This is a genomic window from Nonomuraea soli (genome assembly GCF_013761175.1).
Lineage (GTDB): Bacteria > Actinomycetota > Actinomycetes > Streptosporangiales > Streptosporangiaceae > Nonomuraea > Nonomuraea soli.
Genome location: NZ_JACDUR010000002.1, coordinates 790,261 through 810,797, shown reverse-complemented (window position 1 = coordinate 810,797; position 20,537 = coordinate 790,261). Strand labels below are relative to the sequence as shown.

The 20,537-nt window shown below is 72.2% G+C and carries 19 protein-coding genes; 9 read left to right on the top strand and 10 right to left on the bottom strand.

Annotation, left to right across the window (positions count from 1 at the left end; all coding sequences use genetic code 11):
* Positions 1-16: 16 nt before the first annotated feature.
* From HNR30_RS10915 to HNR30_RS10900, 4 genes are all read right to left on the bottom strand, one after another.
* Complete coding sequence (locus HNR30_RS10915) at positions 17-841, bottom strand: alpha/beta hydrolase (RefSeq protein WP_181610011.1); 825 nt, start codon at positions 839-841, stop codon at positions 17-19.
* 89 nt (positions 842-930) lie between these two features.
* Positions 931-2,541 (bottom strand): tryptophan halogenase family protein, encoded by a 1,611-nt coding sequence (locus HNR30_RS10910; protein WP_181609642.1) that lies wholly within the window; start codon positions 2,539-2,541, stop codon positions 931-933.
* Positions 2,538-3,332, bottom strand: coding sequence for a tryptophan 2,3-dioxygenase family protein (locus HNR30_RS10905; protein WP_181609641.1), 795 nt, complete (start codon positions 3,330-3,332; stop codon positions 2,538-2,540). The genes HNR30_RS10910 and HNR30_RS10905 overlap by 4 nt, the downstream gene beginning before the upstream one ends.
* 26 nt (positions 3,333-3,358) lie before the next feature.
* On the bottom strand, positions 3,359-4,972 hold the full coding sequence (locus HNR30_RS10900; RefSeq protein ID WP_181609640.1) for a (2,3-dihydroxybenzoyl)adenylate synthase: 1,614 nt from the start codon (positions 4,970-4,972) through the stop codon (positions 3,359-3,361).
* A 119-nt stretch (positions 4,973-5,091) separates the two neighbouring features.
* Here HNR30_RS10900 and HNR30_RS10895 point away from each other — a divergent pair, with 119 nt between their 5' ends.
* The 6 genes from HNR30_RS10895 to HNR30_RS10870 are packed head-to-tail and all read left to right on the top strand — an operon-like array spanning position 5,092 to position 10,693.
* Complete coding sequence (locus HNR30_RS10895) at positions 5,092-5,934, top strand: thioesterase II family protein (RefSeq protein ID WP_220133400.1); 843 nt, start codon at positions 5,092-5,094, stop codon at positions 5,932-5,934.
* Positions 5,925-6,671, top strand: a complete 747-nt coding sequence (locus HNR30_RS10890; RefSeq protein WP_181609638.1) for an SDR family NAD(P)-dependent oxidoreductase — start codon at positions 5,925-5,927, stop codon at positions 6,669-6,671. Before HNR30_RS10895 ends, HNR30_RS10890 begins: the two co-directional genes overlap by 10 nt.
* 33 nt (positions 6,672-6,704) lie before the next feature.
* The gene (locus HNR30_RS10885; protein WP_181609637.1) at positions 6,705-7,946 is read left to right on the top strand and encodes a pyridoxal phosphate-dependent aminotransferase; all 1,242 of its coding nucleotides are present in this window, start codon (positions 6,705-6,707) and stop codon (positions 7,944-7,946) included.
* A 47-nt stretch (positions 7,947-7,993) separates the two neighbouring features.
* Entirely contained in the window at positions 7,994-9,547 is a 1,554-nt protein-coding gene (locus HNR30_RS10880) for a tryptophan halogenase family protein (RefSeq protein ID WP_181609636.1), read from the top strand.
* A 34-nt stretch (positions 9,548-9,581) separates the two neighbouring features.
* Positions 9,582-10,127 carry a flavin reductase family protein gene (locus tag HNR30_RS10875; protein ID WP_181609635.1) on the top strand — a complete coding sequence of 182 codons (546 nt, stop codon included), beginning with the start codon at positions 9,582-9,584 and terminating at the stop codon, positions 10,125-10,127.
* Complete coding sequence (locus HNR30_RS10870; RefSeq protein ID WP_181609634.1) at positions 10,124-10,693, top strand: winged helix-turn-helix transcriptional regulator; 570 nt, start codon at positions 10,124-10,126, stop codon at positions 10,691-10,693. Before HNR30_RS10875 ends, HNR30_RS10870 begins: the two co-directional genes overlap by 4 nt.
* A 108-nt stretch (positions 10,694-10,801) precedes the next feature.
* Here the strand turns inward: HNR30_RS10870 and HNR30_RS10865 are convergent, their stop codons facing one another.
* Entirely contained in the window at positions 10,802-12,721 is a 1,920-nt protein-coding gene (locus tag HNR30_RS10865) for a multicopper oxidase family protein (RefSeq protein WP_220133399.1), read from the bottom strand.
* Between the two features lie 11 nt (positions 12,722-12,732).
* Positions 12,733-13,152: a DUF6220 domain-containing protein gene (locus HNR30_RS10860; protein ID WP_181609632.1), complete on the bottom strand. Its 420-nt coding sequence runs from the start codon at positions 13,150-13,152 to the stop codon at positions 12,733-12,735.
* A gap of 141 nt (positions 13,153-13,293) precedes the next feature.
* On the opposite strand from HNR30_RS10860, the gene HNR30_RS10855 reads away from it, so the two are divergent.
* From HNR30_RS10855 to HNR30_RS10845, 3 genes are all read left to right on the top strand, one after another.
* Positions 13,294-14,517, top strand: a complete 1,224-nt coding sequence (locus tag HNR30_RS10855; protein ID WP_181609631.1) for a sensor histidine kinase — start codon at positions 13,294-13,296, stop codon at positions 14,515-14,517.
* Positions 14,514-15,188 (top strand): response regulator transcription factor, encoded by a 675-nt coding sequence (locus HNR30_RS10850; protein ID WP_181609630.1) that lies wholly within the window; start codon positions 14,514-14,516, stop codon positions 15,186-15,188. The genes HNR30_RS10855 and HNR30_RS10850 overlap by 4 nt, the downstream gene beginning before the upstream one ends.
* Positions 15,189-15,249: 61 nt before the next feature.
* Positions 15,250-16,461 (top strand): cytochrome P450, encoded by a 1,212-nt coding sequence (locus tag HNR30_RS10845; RefSeq protein WP_181609629.1) that lies wholly within the window; start codon positions 15,250-15,252, stop codon positions 16,459-16,461.
* A gap of 52 nt (positions 16,462-16,513) precedes the next feature.
* Here HNR30_RS10845 and HNR30_RS10840 read toward each other — a convergent pair whose 3' ends face one another.
* From HNR30_RS10840 to HNR30_RS10825, 4 genes are read right to left on the bottom strand one after another with little or no spacing between them, the layout of a single operon-like run.
* Entirely contained in the window at positions 16,514-18,292 is a 1,779-nt protein-coding gene (locus HNR30_RS10840; protein ID WP_181609628.1) for a non-ribosomal peptide synthetase, read from the bottom strand.
* A gap of 59 nt (positions 18,293-18,351) precedes the next feature.
* The gene (locus HNR30_RS10835; protein WP_181609627.1) at positions 18,352-18,852 is read right to left on the bottom strand and encodes a winged helix-turn-helix domain-containing protein; all 501 of its coding nucleotides are present in this window, start codon (positions 18,850-18,852) and stop codon (positions 18,352-18,354) included.
* A gap of 47 nt (positions 18,853-18,899) precedes the next feature.
* On the bottom strand, positions 18,900-20,264 hold the full coding sequence (locus HNR30_RS10830) for a cation:proton antiporter (RefSeq protein ID WP_181609626.1): 1,365 nt from the start codon (positions 20,262-20,264) through the stop codon (positions 18,900-18,902).
* 4 nt (positions 20,265-20,268) lie between these two features.
* Positions 20,269-20,493 carry an MbtH family protein gene (locus tag HNR30_RS10825; RefSeq protein ID WP_181609625.1) on the bottom strand — a complete coding sequence of 75 codons (225 nt, stop codon included), beginning with the start codon at positions 20,491-20,493 and terminating at the stop codon, positions 20,269-20,271.
* Positions 20,494-20,537 lie beyond the last annotated feature (44 nt).

Sequence of the window (20,537 nt, the reverse complement as noted above, 5' to 3'; positions counted from 1 at the left end):
TTGCGCGAATTCGAGGTCACGTCGAGATCATCCGGACCAGATGATCACCCAGCGCGGTTTCCTTGTCGCCCACGTCGAAGACCAGATCGAAGTGGTTCCTGGACGGCACGACGAGGTCGGTCACCCGGCCGCCCGCGGCGCGTACGGCGGCGACGAACGCGGTCTGCTGCCTGGCGAACTCGCCGGTCTCGTTCTCGCCGCGCGCCACGACGAGCGGCGCGAGCCCGGCGCGCACGCGGTGGATCGGGCTGCACGCGCGGGCGGTCACGGGGTCCAGGCCCAGCGCCCGGTTGACGTAGGTCCCGCACAGCGGTTCCAGGTCGTAGACGCCGCTGAGCAGGATCGCGCCGGACGGCTCGACGCCGCGCGGGTCCCATCCGGCCTCCAGCAGCGCCATCATGACCAGGTGCGCGCCCGCGGACATGCCGCACAGGTAGACGGGCCCGGGTGCGTTCCCGCAGACCCACCGGATCCCGTCGGCGACCATGGCGACGATCTCCGGTAGCCGGTAGGAGGGCGCCAGGCCGTAGCCGAGCGCGGCGACCGAGACGCCCCTGGGCACCAGGTCGAGCGCCAGGAAGGACGACTCGTGCCTGCTCAGCTCCTGCCAGTAGCCGCCGTGGACGAACACCAGCGTCGGCGTGCCGTCCCCGCCCGCCGGGAACAGGTCGAGCCGTTGCTCGGGCCGCGGGCCGTACACGACGCCGAGCCGGCCGCCGAGCCGCTCGCGCGCCCGCGCGCTGCGCGCCGCGTACTCCTCCAGGTAGACGCCGATGTCGGCCACGCGCGAGCTCGGCGAATACTGCAGGTCCAGTTCCCGCTGGTCGCAGGCAAGAGGCATGGTCACGCTGTGACGCCTTCCGGGGATGTCGGGCCGGGCGGGGTCCTGATCGGGGGCGGATCAGGACCCCGGCCCCGGCCCCGCGCGCGTCAGTGGGTGTCGGCGCGCATCTGGGCGAAGTACTCGTTCTGCGTGGGAAGTTCCTGCACGAGCTTGTCGGCCTTGATGCGGATGCGCTGGAACTCCGCCAGTGCCGCCCGCTCGTCGGCCAGGTCGAGCGCCGGCGAGTGCCGCACCTCGATGCCGCCGGCGCCCAGCAGGATGCAGTTGTAGGAGTACGGCGGCAGCCCGTGGTAGTACGGGTAGACCGACTCGGTGTCGGGCACCTTGTGCTTCCAGATCTCGATGCGCTCGGCCAGCGCGTCGGGGATCTTCCGCGTCTTGGTGTCCTTCCAGTACTGGTTGTCGGCGCGCCTGGCGCCCACGTAGTGCAGGCACAGGAACTCGCGCACGCCGTCCATGACGTGCGCGATGGAACGGTTGTACAGCTCGCGCTGCAGCTCGTCGCCGCGCCCCGACGGGAAGTACTTCACCATCTGCTCGATGGCGTGGTGGATGAAGAAGATCCCCGTCGACTCCAGCGGCTCCACGAACCCGCTCGACAGCCCGACGGCGACGCAGTTCTTCACCCACGAGCGGCGGCTGCGGCCGATCCGCATCTTGATGTGGTTGGCGGGCACGTCGGCCGCGGCGGGGCCGACGAAGTCGCGCAGCACCCGCTCGGCCTGCTCGGGCGTGGAGTAGTCGCCCGCGTAGACGTAGCCGGTGCCGATGCGGCTGATCAGCGGGATGGTCCAGATCCAGCCGGCCTCCTGGGCGGTGGCCGTCGTGCAGGGGCGAAGCGGCTCGCGGTCCATGTCGAGCGGCACCTGGAGGGCGACCGCGCTGTCGTTGGGCAGCGTGTCCTGGTAGGAGACGAACGGCTCGCCGAGCGCCTTGTTCAGCAGCAGCGCGCGGAAGCCGGTGCAGTCGACGAACAGGTCGGCGGACAGCTCGCCGTGCTCGGCGGTGGCCACGTGGGTGATGAAGCCGTCCTCGTCGAGCCCGACGTCGACGACGTTGTCGACGATGTGGCGCACGCCGCGCCTGGTGGAGTAGCCGGTCAGGTACGTGGCCAGCAGGTGTGCCTCGAAGTGGTAGGCGTAGGGGATCTGCACGCCCTGGTACTCGGCGATGGTCGAGCGTGCCGCGCTCTCGTCGTGGTCCTGCTCGACGAAGCCCTGGTCGAGCAGGGTGCCGTCGAGATAGCGTGGCGAACGTTCCGCGTCGCAGAGCGAGGCCATCACGAAGCAGTCCTTGTCGAACCTGTTCGTGGCCGGGTGGCGCAGCCACCAGTCGCTGAGCGGGAAGCCGTCGACCGAGCCGAGCTGCTCGAAGGGGTGGTAGAAGTGGTGGCCGGGCTCGCGCCAGTTCTCGAAGCGCACGGCCAGCTTGTAGGTGGCGTTGCAGGCCGGCATCCAGTCCGACTCCGCCAGCCTGAGGAACTCGAAGAAGTGCCGGATGTCGCTGAACGTCGCCTCGCCGACGCCGACGGTGCCGATGTGGGCCGACTCCACCACCGTCAGGTCGATCCGGTCGCCGAAGGCGGCCGCCAGGTAGGACGCCGTCATCCAGCCGGCCGTGCCTCCTCCGACGATGACGACTCTCCTGGACTTTCCCGGGTCACCGAAGTGATCGCCGGCGGCTCCGCGGGCAGTCATCCTTGCACTCTCCTCTGGACCGGTAGCTCGCTGGACGGGATGCGGGCGGCCAGCGCGGGGGCACGGCGGTCCTGCTCCCCGCCGAAGGGCCGCCACTGGTCGGGGAAGACCTCGGGGAACATGGTCCGCGCGGCCGAGCGCCGCAGGTAGGCCGCGCCGGTCGAACCGGCCGTGCCCCGCTGGGCGCCGAGGAACAGCTCCGCCACCTCGGCGTGCCGCTCCTGCCAGACGCGCACGGAGTTGTCGAAGGTCCGCAGGGCGTCGCGGACGCGCCTGGCCGGCAACGAGGCGGGGGGCACGCTGTCGCGGTACTCCACGAACACGCTCGACAACGACTTCTGGGCCAGCCGGTCGAGCAGCCTGTCGCGCTCGGCCTCGGTCAGGCCGCTGATGTTCAGGAAGCGCCTGTCGCGCGCCCCGCACAGGTACTCGATCTCCCGGTACTGCGCCGACTGGAAGCCGCTCGACGTCCCGAGCGTGGCGCGGATCTCGTCGAAGGAGCGCGGCGCCAGCGTGCCGAGGATGTCGATGTGGTTGGTGATCACCTCCATGATGTGCGGCAGCCGCTCCAGGTGCTCGGCCGCCGGGATCCCGTCGCCGTCGAGCAGGGCCTGCCGCGCCTCGTCGAGGTGACGCAGCACCACCGCGAACCAGATCTCGCAGGCCTGGTGGGAGGCGAAGAACAGGGTGCGGTCGGCGTCATCGCGCACGCAGGCGATGTCGAGGAGTTCGTCCAGCCTGAGGATCTCCCCGTACGCCGGATGGCGCTGGGTCTGCGCCGTGTCGGTCATCTCGCAAACTCCTTCGGTGGCTGGGTTCAGCGATGCTGCAGCAACCGGCCCTCACGCAGGGCCTTCTTGTCGATCTTGCCCACCGGGGTGCGCGGGAGGTCGGCGACGACGATCAGCTCGTCGGGCAGCTTGTAGGACGCCAGCCCGCGGTCGCGGATGTGCTCCCTGACCGCGCGCAGCGACAGCGGGCGGCCGGGGGCGTCGGCGCCGAGCACCACGAACACGCACAGGCGCTCGTCGAGCTCGTCGTCCGGCACGCCGACCACGGCCGTGTCACGCACGAGCGGGTGCGTGAGCACGTGCCCCTCGACCTCTTCGGCCGAGACCTTCTCTCCCAGGTGGTGGATGATGTCCTTGATCCGGCCCTCGATGACGACGTTGCCGTCCTCGGTCATGCGGGCCAGATCTCCTGTCCGGTAGAACCCGTCCGCGGTGAACGACCGGCGGTTGTGCTCGGGCGCGGCGAAGTAGCCGCGGATGGTGTACGGCCCGCGGGTGAGCAGTTCGCCCGTCAGGCCGGCCGGCAGGTCGTTGTCGTCGCCGTCGACGATCCTGATCTCGTCGTCGGGCGACAGAGCCCTGCCCTCGGTGCCGTGCACGACCTCCGGAGGGTCGTCCATGCGGGTGTGGGTGATCAGCCCTTCGCCGATGCCGTACACGTTGGCGAGACGGCACCCCAGGCTCCGGCCGACCCGGGCCACCGCGGCGGGACCGAACTTCGAGCTGCCGACCTGGACGGTCACGCGGCTCATGTCGACCGGGGTGAGCTGGGCCGCCTCCGCCCAGAGGAGTGCCAGCGCGGGCACCAGGGTGGTGAGCGTGACGCCTTCGCGCTCGATCAGCGGGAAGACGTGGTCGGGGCTGGGGTTGGCGGCCAGGACGGCCTTGCCGCCGGTGAGGAGCGCGCCCAGCACGCCTGGGCAGCCCAGTGCCGCGTTGTGCGGCACCGGGTTGGCGGCGAGGTAGACGCCGCCGTCGAAGCCGACGACCTTGGCGCATTCCAGGATGTTGTAGGCGTAGTCGTCGTGGGTGCGCGGGATCAGCTTGGGCGTGCCGGTGGTCCCGCCGGACAGCAGCAGGAGCGCCACCTCCGACGCGTCGACGGGCGGCAGCTCGCGGGGCGCGGTCCTGGCCAGGGCGGACAGCGGGGTGAACTCCTCGGCGTGACCGGCGATGACGACGTGCCGCAGCCCCGGCGCCGCCGCGCGCACCTCGCGCGCCAGCACCCGGTGGTCGAAGCCCTGGAACCGGTCGGGGCCGACGTAGGCGACCGCCCCGGAGGAGCGCGCCAGGTGGAGGATCTCGTCGCGGCGGTGGCCCGGCAGCCCCATCACGGGGATGGCGCCGATGCCGAACAGGGCGACGGTGACGGAGAGGAAGTCGATCACGTTGGGCAGGTGGAGCACGACCCTGTCGTGCCTGCCGACGCCGAGGTCGAGCAGCCCCGCGGCGATCCCGGCCGCCTCGTCGGCCAGCTGCGCGTAGGTGACCCTGCGGTGCACGTCGACCGCGGCGATCCTGCCCGGGTGGCGCGCGGCGCCGTCGGCGAGGTACTGCCCGAGGGAGAGACCCTTCCAGTAGCCGGCGCGGCGGTATCGGTCGGCCACATCGGGTGGCCACGGCACGAACCCGTCCAGCATGATGTCCTCCTCGGTTGCGACGACATCAGACTCGGCCACCGGCGCCGTGCCGTACCGAGCCCCGACAGAGCTTTGAAAGTTTTGCCTTGGTAGCTCGTGCATCGGTGACGCTCGGTGGCGTGAACCGAGTACGAACACGTGGCCGGGGTTGGACCCGCGCCCTCACCCCCGTGGAGTGCCCGGCTGACCGGCTGGTCTGCTTTCCCCATTCCGGCGGCACGGCGGCGGCCTACCGTGCCTGGGCGGCGGCGATGCCGCCCGGCACCCAGCTGATGGCCGTCCAGTACCCCGGCCTCGCCGACCGGCTCACCGAGGCTCCGGCGATCAGCATCGCGGCGATGGCGGCGGCGGTCGCCGAGGAGCTGGCACGGCTGGAGCCGGTGCCGTGCGCGCTGTTCGGGCACAGCCTGGGCGCGCTGGTCGCCTACGAGACGGCGAAGATCCTGCAGGACGACGGCCTGCCCGCCCGGTGGTTGTTCGTCTCCGGCGCGCCCGCCCCCTGGCAGCCGCGCGGCGGGCTCGCGCACCGGGCGGGCGACGAGGAGCTGTGGTCGAGGTTGTGCGAGCTGGGCGGGATCGCGCCCGAGGTCGCCGAGGACCGCGAGTTCCGCGACCTGCTGCTGCCGGTGCTGCGCTGCTACATCGGGCTGAACGAGACCTACCGGCCCTCGCCGGGGGGTGAGCCGCTGCGCTGCCGGGTGCGCGGCTACTACAACACCGAGGATCCGCTGGTCGACGGTGCCGCGTTCGGAGCGTGGGCCGGGGTGGCGATGGGCGGTTTCAGCGCGCGTTCATGGCCCGGCGGGCACTTCCAGGTGCTGGCCGACCCGTCGGAGGTGATCGCCGACATCCTGGCCACCCTCGCCGGCCGTACGGCGGAAAGCCCGTCGGGCGGGCCGCCGGACAGCTCACCGGGCGAGTCGGTCACCGGCGCGAAGGGTGTGGTCGCGCGATGGCGCTGACCGGCAGGGCGGTCGTGGTCACCGGCGCGGCCACCGGCATCGGGCGGGGCATCGCCGAGAGCCTGCTGAAGGCGGGGGCGGCCGTGACGGCCGTCGGGCGCCGCGAGGAGCCGCTGCGCGACCTGGCCGACCGGCACGGCGAGGCGGTCACCGTCGTGGCGGCCGACATCTGCGCGCCCGGCGCCCCGGAACGTGTCGTCGCGGCCACGACCGGCGCCTTCGGGCGGCTCGACGCGGTCGTCAACAACGCCGGCCTGGCCAGGTTCGGGCGGCTGGAGACGATCGACCCCGCGCTGTTCGACGCGATGTTCGCCGTGAACGTGCGCGCGCCCGCCGACCTCATCAGGTGCGCCCTGCCCCACCTGCGGGCCCGCCGGGGCGCCGTCGTCAACATCTCGTCGGTCGGCGGCGCGCTGTCCATGCCGGGCCGTTCGTTCTACGGCGCGACCAAGGCCGCGCTCAACAGCCTCACCCGGTCGCTGGCCAGGGAGCTGGCGCCGGACGTGCGGGTGAACGCCATCATGCCCGGCCCGGTGCGGACCCCCATGTGGTCCGAGACCGGCCTGGACGAGGCGGGCATGCGGCACCTGCGTGACGACCTGCTCTCCGCGACGCCGATGGGACGTTTCGGCGACGAGGCGGAGATCGGCGGATGGGTGTGCTCGCTGCTCGACCCGGAGCTGTCGGGCTGGGTGACCGGCGCGCTGATCCCCGTGGACGGCGGCCGTACGGCATGACAGACAACACTCCCAGGGAAGGGCGGTAAGAGCATGCGGTCGGAACTCCAGTCCGTCGCCGGCAGCATCCCCTCATCGTGTCTGCTGCGCATCTTCCGCGCCGCGCAGGCGAGCGCCGCGGGCGGCGCCGAGGTGGTCAAGCTGCACGTCGGCGACCCGTACTTCGACCCAGCGGGCGCGGTGGCGGGCGCGTTCGTCGACGCCGTACGGCGCGGCGACACCAAGTACACCGGCGTGGAGGGGCTGCCGGCGCTGCGTGAGGCGCTGGTCGACAAGCTGCGCACCGACAACGGGATCGACAGCGCCGTCTCCCGCCTCCTCATCACGCCCGGCTCGTGCCAGGGCCTGGCCGCCCTGCTGCAGTCGCTGGCCGAGCCCGGCGCCGAGATCCTCCTGCCGGAGCTGCACTGGCCGGTCCACCTGCAGCAGAGCCTGCTGGCGGGCTTCCGGCCGGTGCTCTACCCGCTGGGGCCCGGCTTCCGCCCCGACCTCGAGCGCATCGAGGCGGCGGCGACACCGGACACCCGGGTCCTGCTGATCAACTCGCCCGCGAACCCGACCGGCGTGGTCCTGACTCCCGGGGAGATCACCGCGCTGCTGGCGCTGGCCCGCAGGCGCGGCTGGCAGGTCATCAGCGACGAGGCGTACGAGCACTTCTGCTACGAGCGCGAGCACGTCTCGGTGGCCTCGTTCGAGCGCGACCTGCCGGTGGGCGAGCGCATCGTGCACAGCGTCTTCACCTTCTCCAAGAGCTTCGCGATGACCGGCTACCGGCTCGGATACGTCGCGCTGGCCGACGACCGCACGGCTGACGTCATGAAGGTCGTGCAGGAGGCCAACATCATCGGCACCTCCACCCCGGTGCAGCACGCCGGGATCGCCGCGGTGGCCGGCAGGTCCGACGCGGCGGCGGCCAACCGCAAGCTGGTGCAGCGCAACAGGGACGTGGCGCTGCCGCCCCTGATCCAGGCGGGCCTGCTGCGCGAGCTGCCCGCCGGCGGGTGGTACGCGATGGTGGACGTCACCCGCTCGGGCCTGGACGCCGAGGAGTTCGCCCTGCGCCTGCTCGAACGCAAAGGCGTCGCGGTCGTGCCGGGCAACGGGTTCGCCATGCGCCCCGACGTCGACGAGCGGGGCAGGATCCGCTCCCACGACTACGCCCCCTGGGCGCGGCATCTGGTCCGGGTGGCGTTCTGCGTGGACCCGGGATGGCTCGAAACCGGGGTGCTCAAGCTCATCGAGTTCGTCGACGAATGCGCCGGAGGAGCCCGATGAGACCCGCTGACCCGTCGTCGCCTTCATCCCACACAAGCGAGGAGACCATGGCCAGGAGTGTTGTCGTCGTCGGAGGCGGGACGGCGGGATGGATGACCGCCTCGTACCTGAAGGCCGCCTTCGGCGAGCGGATCTCCGTGACGCTCGTCGAATCCAGGAACGTCTCCACCATCGGAGTCGGCGAGGCCACCTTCAGCACCATCCGCCACTTCTTCGCCTACCTGGGCCTGGAGGAGACGGACTGGATGGCGGCCTGCCACGGCACCTACAAGCTGGCCATCCGCTACGAGAACTGGCGGGACAAGGGCCACTACTTCTACCACCCCTTCGAACGGTCGCGGGTCGTCGAGGGCGTCTCGCTCGCCGACTGGTGGCTGCACAAGCGGCCCAGCGACGACTACGACCGCGACTGCTCGGTGATCGCCGCGCTCTGCGAGGCGGGACGGGCGCCCAGGTTCCTGGAGGGCAACCTGTTCGAGCGGAGCCTGACCGGCGACGAGATCCGCTCCACGATGGCCGAGCAGACCACCCAGTTCCCCTACGCCTACCAGTTCGACGCGACGTTGCTGGCCGGCTTCCTGACGAGGTACGGCACCGGCCGCGGGGTGCGCCACGTCCTGGACGACGTGGTCGACGTCGCCGCCGACGAGCGCGGCCACCTCACGCACGTGCGCACCAGGGAGAGCGGCGACCTGACCGGCGACCTGTTCATCGACTGCACGGGCTTCCGCGGCGTGCTGCTCAACCAGAAGCTCGGCGTGCCGTTCCTGTCGTACCAGGACAGCCTGCCCAACGACCGGGCGGTCGCGCTGCGCGTACCGCTCGACATGGCCACGCAGCCGTTCGGTCCGTACACGACGGCCAGCGCCCAGGACGCGGGCTGGATCTGGACGATCCCGCTGTTCGGCCGCATCGGCACCGGCTACGTCTACGCCGGCGACTACTGCACGCCCGAGGAGGCGGAACGCACGCTGCGCGCCCACGTCGGCCCCGCCGCCGACGACCTGGAGGCCAGCCACATCAGGATGCGCGTCGGCCGCAGCGCCGACTCGTGGGCGGGCAACTGCGTGGCCATCGGCCTGTCGAGCGGGTTCGTCGAACCGCTGGAGTCGACCGGCATCTTCTTCATCCAGAACGCCATCGAGCAACTGGTCAAGCACTGGCCGGGCGGGCGCGACGACGAGCGGCTGCGCCGGTCCTACAACCGGCAGGTGTCCAACGTCATGGACGGCGTGCGTGAGTTCCTCGTGCTGCACTACGTCGCAGCCAAACGCGCCGACAACGCCTACTGGCGCGACGCCAAGACCCGCCCCATGCCGGACCCGCTCGCCGAGCGCATCGAGCAGTGGCAGGTCAAGCTGCCCGACGAGGACACGATCTTCCCGTACTACCACGGGTTCGAGCCGTACTCCTACATCGCGATGATCCTGGGCCTGGGCGGGCTGCGGCTGCGCGCGCCGCGCAGCCTGGCGATGATGGACGACCTCGCCGCGGACAAGGAGCTGCGCCTGATCCGCGACCAGGCGTCGTCGCTGGCCGAGCGGCTGCCGAGCCACTACGAGTACCTGGCCCGTCTGCACCAGCAAGGAAGCCGTCTGTGAAGGCCCGCGCCGGACAGCGAGGAGGTAGCCGCCCATGCCGGACTCCGTGACCGCCGCGATCGCGCGGGCGCCCGTCGACCCCGCCCAGTTCCGCTCGCTCATGACGACCCATCCGGCCGGGGTCGCCATCGTGACGACCGCGGCCGCCGACGGCCGTCCCTGGGGCATGACCGTCTCGTCGGTCTGCAGCGTCTCCCTGTGCCCGCCGACCCTGCTGGTGTGCCTGCGCTCCGGGAGCCCGACGCTCGCGGCGCTGCTGGAGGCGTCGGCGTTCGCCGTCAACCTCCTGCACGACCGCGCCGCGCCCGCGGCCCGGCTGTTCGCCTCGGGCGCGGCCGACCGGTTCGACCAGGTGGAGTGGATCAGGGAACCCGAGTCGGGGGTGCCGCTGCTGATCGAGGACGCCCACACCATCGCCGACTGCCGGCTCGGCGAGACGATGCCGGTCGGCGACCACGTCGTCGTCTTCGGCGAGGTGGTCGGCGTCGCCGCCCCGTCGATGCGGGCGCCACGGCCGCTGTTGTACGGCATGCGCAGGTACTGGTCGCTGGCGGCCGGACCCGAGGCGCGGCCGGCATGAAGACCCCCGCGGCGACAGCGCGGCCCCCGGGGGCGACCGGCCGGGACGGGACGGAGCCCGCGCACGCCCCGGCGGAGGCGGCCGTCGACGGGACGCGGCCGCGGGTTGCCGACTGCCCGCTGGCCCGCACGGTCGAGGTGGTCGGGGCCTGGTGGACGCTGGAGATCCTGCACGAGGTCTTCGACGGCCGAGGAGGCTTCGAGGAGATCCGCGCGAACCTCGGCACCCCCGCCGGCGTGCTGCTGGAGCGGCTGTCCCAGCTGATGGCCAGGGGGCTGCTCGAACTGGCGGCCGGCGCCCCCGACCCCGAGGGCCGGTCCTACCGCCTGACCGCCCTGGGCCGGTCGTTGCGGCCGCTCATCGTGGTGCTGGCCGCGTGGGGCAACCACCGGCTGCTCCCCGAGGAGCGCAGCCTCGTCCTCGTCGACCGGCGGACCGGCGTGGCGGTGGACCCTGTCGTGGTCGACCGGTCGAGCGGGCTGCCGGTCGACACCGGCGACTACGTCTTCGCCCGCGGCCCGATGGCCGGCGAGGCGATCACCGCCCGCTACCCGGCGATCCCCTGACGTTCCTGCCCCCTGAGGCGCCGGCCTTCGCAGCCGGCGCCTCCGCCTTCTCAGGTGCCGTGGGTGAGTGACCGCGTGAGGAGCCGCCGTGCGAGAGCCCTCCCCACGTCAGTGGCCGTGTCCCGTTCCTGCCGTGTGCGTGCCGTCGAAGGGTGTGGTGACGCCGTCGTAGCGCAGCTGCAGCATCATCCCCTGGTGGGCGTGCGGCAGGTTGTGGCAGTGGTTCATCCACACCCCCGGGTTGGCGGCGCGGAAGGCGACCTCCCACACCTCCCCCGGGCGTACGTCGAAGGTGTCGACCCACAGCGGGCTGCCCGTGGACGGCCTGCCGTCCACGGAGAGGACCAGCACCGGGTGGCCGTGCAGGTGCCACGGGTGGGTCTCCAGGCTCCGGTTGACCACGGTGAACCTGACCACGTCGCCCTCGGCGACCAGCTGGTGCGGGATGGAGGGGTGGCCGCGGCCGTTGACGGTCTGGGCGTAGGCGGGCGCTCCGTCGACCATGGCCAGGCCCCGGTCCAGGACGAGGGTGAAGTGGCGTCCGGCGGGGGCGGTGCGCAGCGGCTCCCTGGTCGCGGTGCCGTACGTCAGCAGGTCGAGCTCGGGCCAGCCCGAGACGTCCTCCGTGGCGGCGGTGGCTCCGGCGGCGGGCCGTACCCACAGGGTGGCTCCGCCGTCGAGCGACAGCGACACAGGGGTGCCGGGCATGACGAACTCGAGGTCGTGGCGGCCTCCGGCGGCCAGGCGGAGCGTCTTCCTGCTGACCTGGCCCGGCTGGTGGAGGTCGCGCCCGTCGACGGCGGCCACGGTGAACGGGGTGCCCGCGAGGGCGAACCTGTGCGGGTCGGAGTCGGTGTTGATGAGGCGCAGCCGGACGAGTGACCCGGCGGGGGCGAGGTGTTCGGCGCCTCCGGACAGGACGACGGCGCCGTCGAAGGTGTGCACGGGCAGCGTCAGGTCCAGGCCGGCGGGGCGGGCCTCCTGGCGCGGCTTGACGACGAGCGTGCCGTACAGGCCGCGGCGCACGCCGAGGTGGGAGGCGTGGTGGGTGTGGTACCAGTAGGTGCCCGCCTGGTCGGCGCGGAAGCGGTAGACGAACCTGCCGCCGCGCGCGACGACCTCCTGGGTGACGCCCGCGGCGCCGTCGTTCGCGCAGGGCACGTCGTAGCCGTGCCAGTGCAGGGTCACGCCCTCGTCGATGTCGTGGTTGGCGAGCTCGACCTCGATGAGGTCGCCCTGGGTGGCGGTGATCGGGGGGCCGGGCAGGGTGCCGCCGAAGGTCCAGGCGTCGACGGACGGGCCGGCCTCCAGGCGTACGGTCGCCTTCCTGGCGACGAGCGTGTGGGTCCTGCGCATGCCGCCCGGCGCGGGGGTGGCGGGGCCGGTCAGGTCGGTCACGGGTACGGCGGAGCGGCTCGTGTGCGCGCGCCCGCCTCCCAGGTCGCCGGCCTCGGCGCCCGTCCAGGCGGACAGTCCGGCGCCGGTCCCCGCGGCGCCCGCCACCACCACGCCTCCTGCGACGCCGCCCGCGACGCCGAGGAAACGGCGGCGCGACACCTCGGCGAGGACGGCCGGGCCGGGCTGCTCTTCTACGGGGCGGGAGAGCACGCGCGCGGTCAGCAGCCCGGCCCCGGCCACGAGGGCGACCGCGATGAGCCCGCCGCCGAGGGTCAGCGGGTAGCCGACGAGGAACGTCAGCACGAAGCCCGCCACGGCGGCGTAGGCGGCGGTGAACAGCGCGACCACCCCGCGCCCTGACGAGGGCGCGCGCGGGCGGGGCCGGGCGAGGAGGGCCGCGGCGGCCGAGGCGGCCACGAGCATGGGCACGCCCAGCAGCACCTTCTCCTGTACGAACCACCACCCGCGCCCGGCCAGGAACGCCACCGAGGCCACCCGCCCCGCCGTCACCAGGAGGGCGGCGACCAGCAGGACGAAGGCCGTCCCCGTGCGCCTGAGCGCCATGGTGACGGCCGCCGCGAACCACGTGACGACCGCGAGCAGCGCGACGCCGTGGTCCAGAATGATCAAGGTTCCTGTCGTCATGACACCGGCTGGCGGGTCTTGGCGGACGTCACCGCGGCGCCCTGCCGCGACCGCCTGACCAAGGTCGCGATCACGCCGGCGATGGCCAGCGCGTTGACCGCGTGCAGGCCGAAGACGAGGTCGCCGGCGGCCGAGCCGTCGCCGAACGCCTTGGCGACCTCCCGGATCAGCGACTGGAGCAGCACCAGCCCGACGACCAGGCCCGCCATCCCGATCAGCCGTCCCGGTACGCGCGCCACGGCTCCGGCGACGACGAGCACGACCGACAGGCCCAGGATGGTGTAGCCGAGCATGCGGTGCGGCTGGAAGGCCTCCTCGATCGGCGCCTTGTCGAAGGCGCCGCTGGCGGCCAGGTAGAACTGCACGATGACGGCGAGCAGCAGCAGGCCCGCCAGGCCGGTGAAGACTCGTTTCATGCCCGTCATGGTCGCCGTGGTGTGGTGGGCGGCGCTTCCTGCGACGGGAGTCACCGCGTACGTAAATACGCGTACGAAAATTCTGACCTGTACGCCGTAGGGAGTAGGGACCGGCGCGGCGCCTTCCCGTACGATCGGCTCATGGATCTGCGAGCCGAGCCGCGGCGACCGTATCCCTGGTTCTCACGGCGGCCGGCCTGGTTCTTCGATGTCCTGCTGGCGCTGTTCGTCACCGTGATCCAGATCGAGAACGTCAACGACCTGGTGACGTTCGCCCCCGCCGCCAGGCCCGTCTCCGACCTGGGCAACGCCGGCTACATCCTGCTGGTGGCGAGCAGCCTGTCGCTGGTCGCCCGGCGCCGCTGGCCCGTCGCGGTGTTCGCCGTCACGGCCGGCACCAGCCTGGTCTACTTCGGGCTCGGCTTCCCCGACCAGCTGTCGTCGATCAGCCTCTTCGTCGCCCTCTACACCCTGGCCGCCTACGGCGACGGGCGCAGATCGCTGATGATCGCGGGCGCCGGGATCACCGTGCTGGCCGCCGGCTGGCTGCTGGCGGCGGCCGACATCGAACCCCGTGTCGCCCTGGGCTGGGTCTTCTTCCGCATCGGCGCCTCGGTGATCAGCACGACGCTCGGCGAGTCGGTGCGCTCGCGACGGGTCATCGCCGCCGACGCCCAGGAGCGGGCCGAGCTGGCCGAGCGCTCGCGTGAGGAGGAGACCAGGGCGCGGGTCGACGCCGAGCGGCTGCGGATCGCCCGCGAGGTCCACGACACGGTCGCCCATGCCATCGCCATCATCAACGTGCAGTCGGGCGTCACCGCCCACGTGCTCGACAAGCGGCCGGAGCAGGCACGCGAGGCCCTGCGCACCATCGAGCAGACCAGCTCACGGGCCCTGCGGGAGATGCGCGCCATCCTGGGGGTGCTGTGCGATGCCGGCGAACGCCAGCCGTACCCCGGCCTCGACCAGATCGGCGAGCTGACCGACAAGGCCCGCCACGCGGGGCTGGAGATCACGGTCGAGCAGAAGGCGCCGGTGACGCCGCTGCCGAGCGCGGTGGGCAGCGCCGCCTACCGCATCGTGCAGGAGTCGATCACCAACGTCGTGCGTCACGCCGGCCCGACACGGGTCAGGGTGGTGCTCGAACCGACCGTCGACGACCTGCGGATCCGGGTCATCGACGCGGGCAGGCGCGGCCCCGTCACGGCCCGCGCCGCCGAGGCGCCGATGTCGGGGCGTGGGATCATCGGCATGCGCGAGCGGTGCAGGCTGCTCGGCGGCGAGCTCGACGCCGGGTCGCGGCCGGGCGGCGGCTTCGAGGTGAGCGCCCGCCTGCCGCTCACGCCGGTAGGGTCACGTTCGTGACCCCCACGCCCCCGATCAAGGTGCTCCTGGCCGACGACGAACGGCTCGTCCGCTCCGGTTTCAAGGTGCTGCTCGACCTCGAAGACGACATCACGGTGGTCGGCGAGGCCACCAACGGCGCCGAGGCCGTGGAGCAGGCCCGCGCCACCCGTCCCGACGTCGTTCTCATGGACATCCGCATGCCGCGCCTCGACGGCATCCGCGCCACCGGCCAGATCGTCGAGACCCCCGGGCTCGAACAGGTCAAGGTGCTGATCCTGAGCACCTACGACACCGACGAGAACGTCTTCGAGGCCCTGCAGGCCGGTGCGAGCGGCTTCATGCTCAAGGACGCCGGACCCGCCGAGCTGCTGCACGCCATCCGCGTCATCGCCGCCGGTGACGCGCTGCTCGCGCCGCGTGTCACCCGGCGCCTCATCAGCCAGTTCACCGCCCAGCGCAGGGCGGCCAAGTCGGGCCAGGACCGGCTGGCGGTGCTGACGGATCGCGAGCGTGAGGTGCTCGCGCTGGTGGGGCAGGGGCTGAGCAACGACGAGATCGGGGCGGCGCTGTTCCTCAGCCCTGCCACGGCGCGCACGCACGTCAGCCGCACCATGGGCAAGCTGGGCGCGCGCGACCGCGCGCAGCTGGTCGTGATCGCCTACCAGACGGGGTTGTGCGACGTCTCCTGACGGCTGAAAGGATCCGGCAAGACTTCCTGGCCCGGCCGGGCGGGGCTGTCACGATCGGAGCATGAGCCGGCCCACTCTTGGTGCGCGCTGCCTGGATCTCACCGATCCGGCCACCTTCGTCGACAACGACGTCCACGCGTTCTGGCGCGAGGTGCGCGCCGAACGCCCGGTCTTCTGGCACGAGCCCACGGGAGACGTCCCGGGCTTCTGGGCGGTCGCCCGTTACGCCGATGTCCAGGCCCTCTACCACCACGAGGCGCTCAGCTCCGAGCGGGGCAACATCCTCGACGTCGTGCTGCGCGGCGACGACTCGGCCGGCGGCAGCATGCTGGCCGTCACCGACGACCCGCGCCACCGGCCGCTGCGCAACCTCATCTGGAGCGCGTTCACCCCGCGGGTGCTCGGCGAGGTGGTCGAGAAGGTACGGCGGCGCGCGGCGGAGCTGGTCGGCGGGGTCACGGGGGCGGGCACGTTCGACTTCGCCGTCGAGGTCGCCGAGCAGATCCCCATGCACACGATCTGCGACCTGCTGTCGATCCCCCACGCCGACCGCGCCGACCTGCTGCGATGGAACAAGATGGCGCTCTCGTCGGTCCACGCCGACAGCGACGAGCTCGACGCGCTCAGCGCCCGCAACGAGATCGTCCTGTACTTCATGGAGCTGGCGCAGGAACGGCGCGACGCTCCCGGCGACGACGTGGTCAGCATGCTCGCGACCGCCCGCGTCGAGGGGCGCCTGCTCACGGTCGAGGAGCTCGCCGTCAACTGCTACAGCCTCATCCTCGGCGGCGACGAGACCTCGCGGGTGTCGGCGATCTGCGCGGTGCTGGCGCTGATCGACAACCCCGGCCAGTGGCGGGCCCTGCGGGCGGGCGAGGTGGCGGTGGAGTCCGCGGTGGAGGAGGTCCTGCGCTGGGCGACGCCCGGCATCCACCTGGCCCGCACCGCCGTACGTGACCTGGAGATCGGCGGGCGGCAGGTGCGCGCGGGCGACATCGTCACGCTCTGGAACGTGTCGGCGAACAACGACGAGAGCGTCTTCGACGAGCCCCGCAGGTTCCTGCTGTCGCGCTCGCCGAACAAGCACCTGTCGTTCGGGCACGGGCCGCACTACTGCCTGGGCGCCTTCCTGGCCAGGGCGGAGCTGAAGGCGCTGCTGTCGGCCCTGGCCGGCGGGGTGGCACGGATGGAGCTGCGCGGCACGCCCCGGCCGATCTACTCGACGTTCCTGAACGGCTTCGAGAGCCTGCCGGTGAGCTTCGGCGGCCGCTGAAGGACGGGGGGCGTGGACCTCCCCGGACAGTCCACGCCCCGGTCGTCGCGTCTCAGACCCGCTCGGCGCGCTCCATGATCTGGGCCAGCTCGGCCAGCGTCCCGGCCGCGAACATCGAGCGCATCGGCACCACGACGCCCAGCTCCTTGCGCAGGCGGCCGGCCAGCTTCGCGGCGAGCACCGAGTGGCCGCCCAGGTCGAAGAAGTTGTCGCCGGGGCTCACCTGGCCGACCTTCAGCGTCTCCCTGACCATGCCGCACAGGATCTGCTCGTAGCTCTCCGTTCCCTCGGCCCCCGTCTCGGCGTCCGGCTCGGGCGTCAAGGCCTGGGAGTGCCTGGCCCGCTCCGCGAGCTCCCTGCGGTCGATCTTGCCGTTGGGGAGGGTCGGGAGGCTGTCGAGCACGATGACGGCGGAGGGTACCATGTGCCCGGGAAGCGCGGCGCGTGTGTGCTCGCGCAACTCGGCCTCGATGGCGGACCCGGTGTCCCGGGTGGCGAGGCTGACGAAGGCGACGATGTGCTGCGTGGGGACGTCGTCGCCGCCGACGGCCGCCACCGCGATGTCGACGGCCGGGTGGCTCTCCAGGCGCGTCTCGATCTCGCCCAGCTCGATGCGGAAGCCCCTGACCTTCACCTGGTTGTCGATGCGGCCGGTGAAGTAGAGCGCGCCGCCCTCGCGCCTGCCCTTGTCGCCCGAGCGGTACATCCTGCTGCCCGGCGGGCCGTACGGGTCGGCGACGAAACGGGAGGCGGTCAGGGCGGGACGGTTCAGGTAGCCGCGCGCCACGCCGGTGCCCGCCAGGTACAGCTCGCCCTCGCCGCCGTCGCGCAGGTCGCGAAGGCCCTGGTCGAGCACGTACACGGCGCCGCCGTCCCAGAGCGTGCCGATCGTGACCTCCTCCTGCACGCCCTCGATCGGACCGCCGATGGAGGCGCCGACCGTCACCTCGGTCGGGCCGTAGGCGTTGTAGAGCCGCCTGTCCTTGGACCAGTCGGCGGCCAGGGAGCGGGTGCACACGTCGCCGGTGGAGGTGATCGTGCCGCCGAGCAGCAGCCCCTCGCTCTCGGTGACGCCCAGCGCGACCGGTGGCAGCACGGCGTGGTTGACGTCGTGCCTGAGCAGCGTCTCGCGCAGGTTCTCGCCCGGCATGAGGGCGTCCTGGTCGGCCATCACGAGGGTCGCGCCGTTCAGCAGGGCCAGGGTGACGTCCCAGAACCAGGCGTCGAAGCTGAAGGACGCCCACTGCAGCACGCGGTCGCCGGGGCCGACGCCGTACAGCCGTTCCTGGGTGGCGACCAGGTCGGCGACCCCCGCGTGGCTGAGCGCCACCCCTTTCGGTACGCCGGTCGAACCCGAGGTGTAGATCACGTACATGAGGTGGCCGGTCAGCAGCGGCGCCAGGCGCTCGTCCTGGGTGACGTCGCCGCCGCTCTCGCGCGCGCACCGCTGCTCGGTTCCCGGGTGGTCGAGCACGATCTCCGGGACGTCGAGGTCCAGCCCGGTGACGCCGGCCGTGCGCAGCAGCAGGAGCGGCCGGGCGTCCGCGGCCATGTGCGCCAGCCGCTCGGCCGGGTAGGCGGGATCCAGCGGCAGGTAGGCGCCGCCGGCCTTCAGGACGGCCAGCACCGCGACGATCAGCCGCTCCGAGCGCGGCACCGCGACGGCGACCAGCGCGTCGGGTCCCACGCCCGCCGCGATCAGCAGCCTGGCCAGCCGGTTGGCGCGGGCGTTGAGCTCCGCGTAGCCGACCACGTTCTCGCCGAACACGACCGCCGGGGCGTCGCCCGCGGCGGCGACCCTGGATTCGAAGAACTCCGGGACCGTCCTCATCGCTGCAAGGTATTCCGTCCGCATGGCGACCCGTCGCATCCTTTCCTGAGTCTTTCGCGCTAGATGGGCTCGACGACGAAACCGCGGCCCCACACGTTGCGCACCGCCAGGCCGACCATCTGCAGCCGGCGGCGCAGGCGCATCACGTGCAGGTCGATCGCGTTGCTGGAGGAGCTGGCGCCCGAACGCTCCAGGATGTCCTTGAGCTCGTTGCGGTAGACCAGCTGGCCGTACCTGGAGATCAGCGGCGCCAGCATCTCGCACTGCGTCAGCGAGAGGGTGACGGACGCTTCCCTGAAGTACAGGATGCCCGCCGGGTCCAGCACGGGTTTCTCGTTGAGCACGGCCCGCGCGGCCAGCTGCCGCACGCGGGCCCGCAGATCCTCGGGAACGATCGGGGGTCGGACCCAGTCCTCGTAGATGCTGACCTGTTCCGGCGGGGGCGCGCCGTGCTCGACGATCAGAAGACACAGGTGCTGAAGCGCCTGGCACTCCTGGCGGACCTCGCTTTCCGCAGGCCAGCGAACGAACTTGACCCGGTTCTTCACATCAACCTTCATTGGGAACTCCCCTGGCTCCTTCGAGATCGAGAAGTAGGCGCCCGGCCCTAGGTCCTCGCGGTGTCGGCGTGCATGACGGTCCGCGGCGCCCGCGTGGCGCCGTCGTCGTGGGTGTGCCGCAGCGACCAGCGCACCAGCGGCCCCGTGGCGGCGGTGGTGATCACCGCGACCAGGACCAGGAGCGTGTAGGCCAGCTGGTTGATCAGGTGCGCCTGGTAGCCGATGGTGAGCACCACCAGTTCGGTCACGCCGCGGCAGTTCATCAGGAACCCCAGCCGCCAGGCCTGCGCGGACGGCAGGCCCGCCAGCCGTACGGCACCGCCCGCGCCGGCCACCTTGGTCACCACGGCGGCCACGAGCACGGCGGCGAGCGCCATCCAGCCGGCCGGGTCGGCGCCCAGCAGCCCGGCCGAGACCTTCAGCCCGACGCCGGCGAAGAACAGCGGCAGCAGGATGGTCAGTGTGAAGCCCTCAAGCCGCCGCCCCACCCGCTCGACGGCGAGCGAGTCGCGCGGCACCGCGACGCCGAACAGGAAGGCGCCGACGACGGGGTGCAGCTGCAGCGACTGCGTCAGCACGGCGTAGCCGATCGCCCCGGCGATGAGCACCACGGCCAGCGACTGGCTGGAGCCCAGCCGTCGCACGAGCGAGGCCAGCGCCGGTCGCACGCACAGCGCCGTGACCATGACCAGGGCCATCGCGAGCAGCAGGACCCGCCAGCCCTGCTCGCCCGACCCCTGACCGGCGAGCAGGAAGGCGAGCGCCAGCCAGGCGACGCCGTCGCCGATCGCCGCGGCGGAGATCGACAGGGCCCCGACTCCGGTCTTGTCCAGCCCGAGGTCCGCCAGGATGCGCGCGAGGACGGGCAGCGCCGTCACCGCCATGGCCAGCCCCACGAAGAGCATGGCCTCAAGCGGCGCCGCCTTCGGTCCTGCCAGCAGGTCCCCGGTGACGAACACGATCGCCGCCCCCGCCGCCCACGGCAGGGCCATGCCGCCGGCCACGGCCGCGGCCACCATGCCCTTGCGCTCGATCCTGTCGGTGCGCAGCTCGCAGCCGAGCAGGAAGACGAAGACGACGAGTCCGAGCTGGGCGGCCTTGTCGAGTCCCTCGATCACCGCGGGCGGGAAGAGGAACGTTCCCGCCTGCGGCCACACCGCGCCGAGCAGGGACGGCCCGAGCACCAGCCCGCCGACCATCTCGCCGAGCACCGGCGGCTGGCCCAGGCGGCAGGCCAGCGCCGCCAGCCCCTGGCTGATGACGAGGATGAGCGCGACCGCGATGAGGAAGTGGGTGAGGGCGTCGACGGGATGCGTTTCGGTCGCGGCCCACAGGGGCACCGCGCATGCGATCACCGCGAGTCCGGCGCCCACCCCGATGGCCGTCCTGACACGGCGCGGGAGGGAGCTCATCGCCTCACGCGCCGGCCTCGCGGGCGGCCATCGCCTCCCGCAGGCTTCTGGGCCGCATGTCCGTCCACGACCGTTCGATGTGGTCGAGGACCTCCTCGCGTACGGCCGGGCCGTACACGGCGCGCCAGCCGCCGGGGACGTCGACGCCGTCCGGCCACAGGGAGTACTGGTCCTCGTCGTTGAGCAGCGCCACAAAGGCGCGACCGGTGTCCTCGAATGGATGGGACATGCGTACAACACCCCTTGATGAACGGAACAGTTCCCGAACGTTTC

What these genes read in the sequence shown, in the direction of transcription:
- HNR30_RS10915 (WP_181610011.1), bottom strand. Translation starts at nt 841, where the DNA reads ATGCCTCTTGCCTGCGACCAGCGGGAACTGGACCTGCAGTATTCGCCG.
- HNR30_RS10910 (WP_181609642.1), bottom strand. Translation starts at nt 2,541, where the DNA reads ATGACTGCCCGCGGAGCCGCCGGCGATCACTTCGGTGACCCGGGAAAG.
- HNR30_RS10905 (WP_181609641.1), bottom strand. Translation starts at nt 3,332, where the DNA reads ATGACCGACACGGCGCAGACCCAGCGCCATCCGGCGTACGGGGAGATC.
- HNR30_RS10900 (WP_181609640.1), bottom strand. Translation starts at nt 4,972, where the DNA reads ATGCTGGACGGGTTCGTGCCGTGGCCACCCGATGTGGCCGACCGATAC.
- HNR30_RS10890 (WP_181609638.1), top strand. Translation starts at nt 5,925, where the DNA reads ATGGCGCTGACCGGCAGGGCGGTCGTGGTCACCGGCGCGGCCACCGGC.
- HNR30_RS10885 (WP_181609637.1), top strand. Translation starts at nt 6,705, where the DNA reads ATGCGGTCGGAACTCCAGTCCGTCGCCGGCAGCATCCCCTCATCGTGT.
- HNR30_RS10880 (WP_181609636.1), top strand. Translation starts at nt 7,994, where the DNA reads ATGGCCAGGAGTGTTGTCGTCGTCGGAGGCGGGACGGCGGGATGGATG.
- HNR30_RS10875 (WP_181609635.1), top strand. Translation starts at nt 9,582, where the DNA reads ATGCCGGACTCCGTGACCGCCGCGATCGCGCGGGCGCCCGTCGACCCC.
- HNR30_RS10870 (WP_181609634.1), top strand. Translation starts at nt 10,124, where the DNA reads ATGAAGACCCCCGCGGCGACAGCGCGGCCCCCGGGGGCGACCGGCCGG.
- HNR30_RS10860 (WP_181609632.1), bottom strand. Translation starts at nt 13,152, where the DNA reads ATGAAACGAGTCTTCACCGGCCTGGCGGGCCTGCTGCTGCTCGCCGTC.
- HNR30_RS10855 (WP_181609631.1), top strand. Translation starts at nt 13,294, where the DNA reads ATGGATCTGCGAGCCGAGCCGCGGCGACCGTATCCCTGGTTCTCACGG.
- HNR30_RS10845 (WP_181609629.1), top strand. Translation starts at nt 15,250, where the DNA reads ATGAGCCGGCCCACTCTTGGTGCGCGCTGCCTGGATCTCACCGATCCG.
- HNR30_RS10840 (WP_181609628.1), bottom strand. Translation starts at nt 18,292, where the DNA reads ATGAGGACGGTCCCGGAGTTCTTCGAATCCAGGGTCGCCGCCGCGGGC.
- HNR30_RS10835 (WP_181609627.1), bottom strand. Translation starts at nt 18,852, where the DNA reads ATGAAGGTTGATGTGAAGAACCGGGTCAAGTTCGTTCGCTGGCCTGCG.
- HNR30_RS10830 (WP_181609626.1), bottom strand. Translation starts at nt 20,264, where the DNA reads ATGAGCTCCCTCCCGCGCCGTGTCAGGACGGCCATCGGGGTGGGCGCC.
- HNR30_RS10825 (WP_181609625.1), bottom strand. Translation starts at nt 20,493, where the DNA reads ATGTCCCATCCATTCGAGGACACCGGTCGCGCCTTTGTGGCGCTGCTC.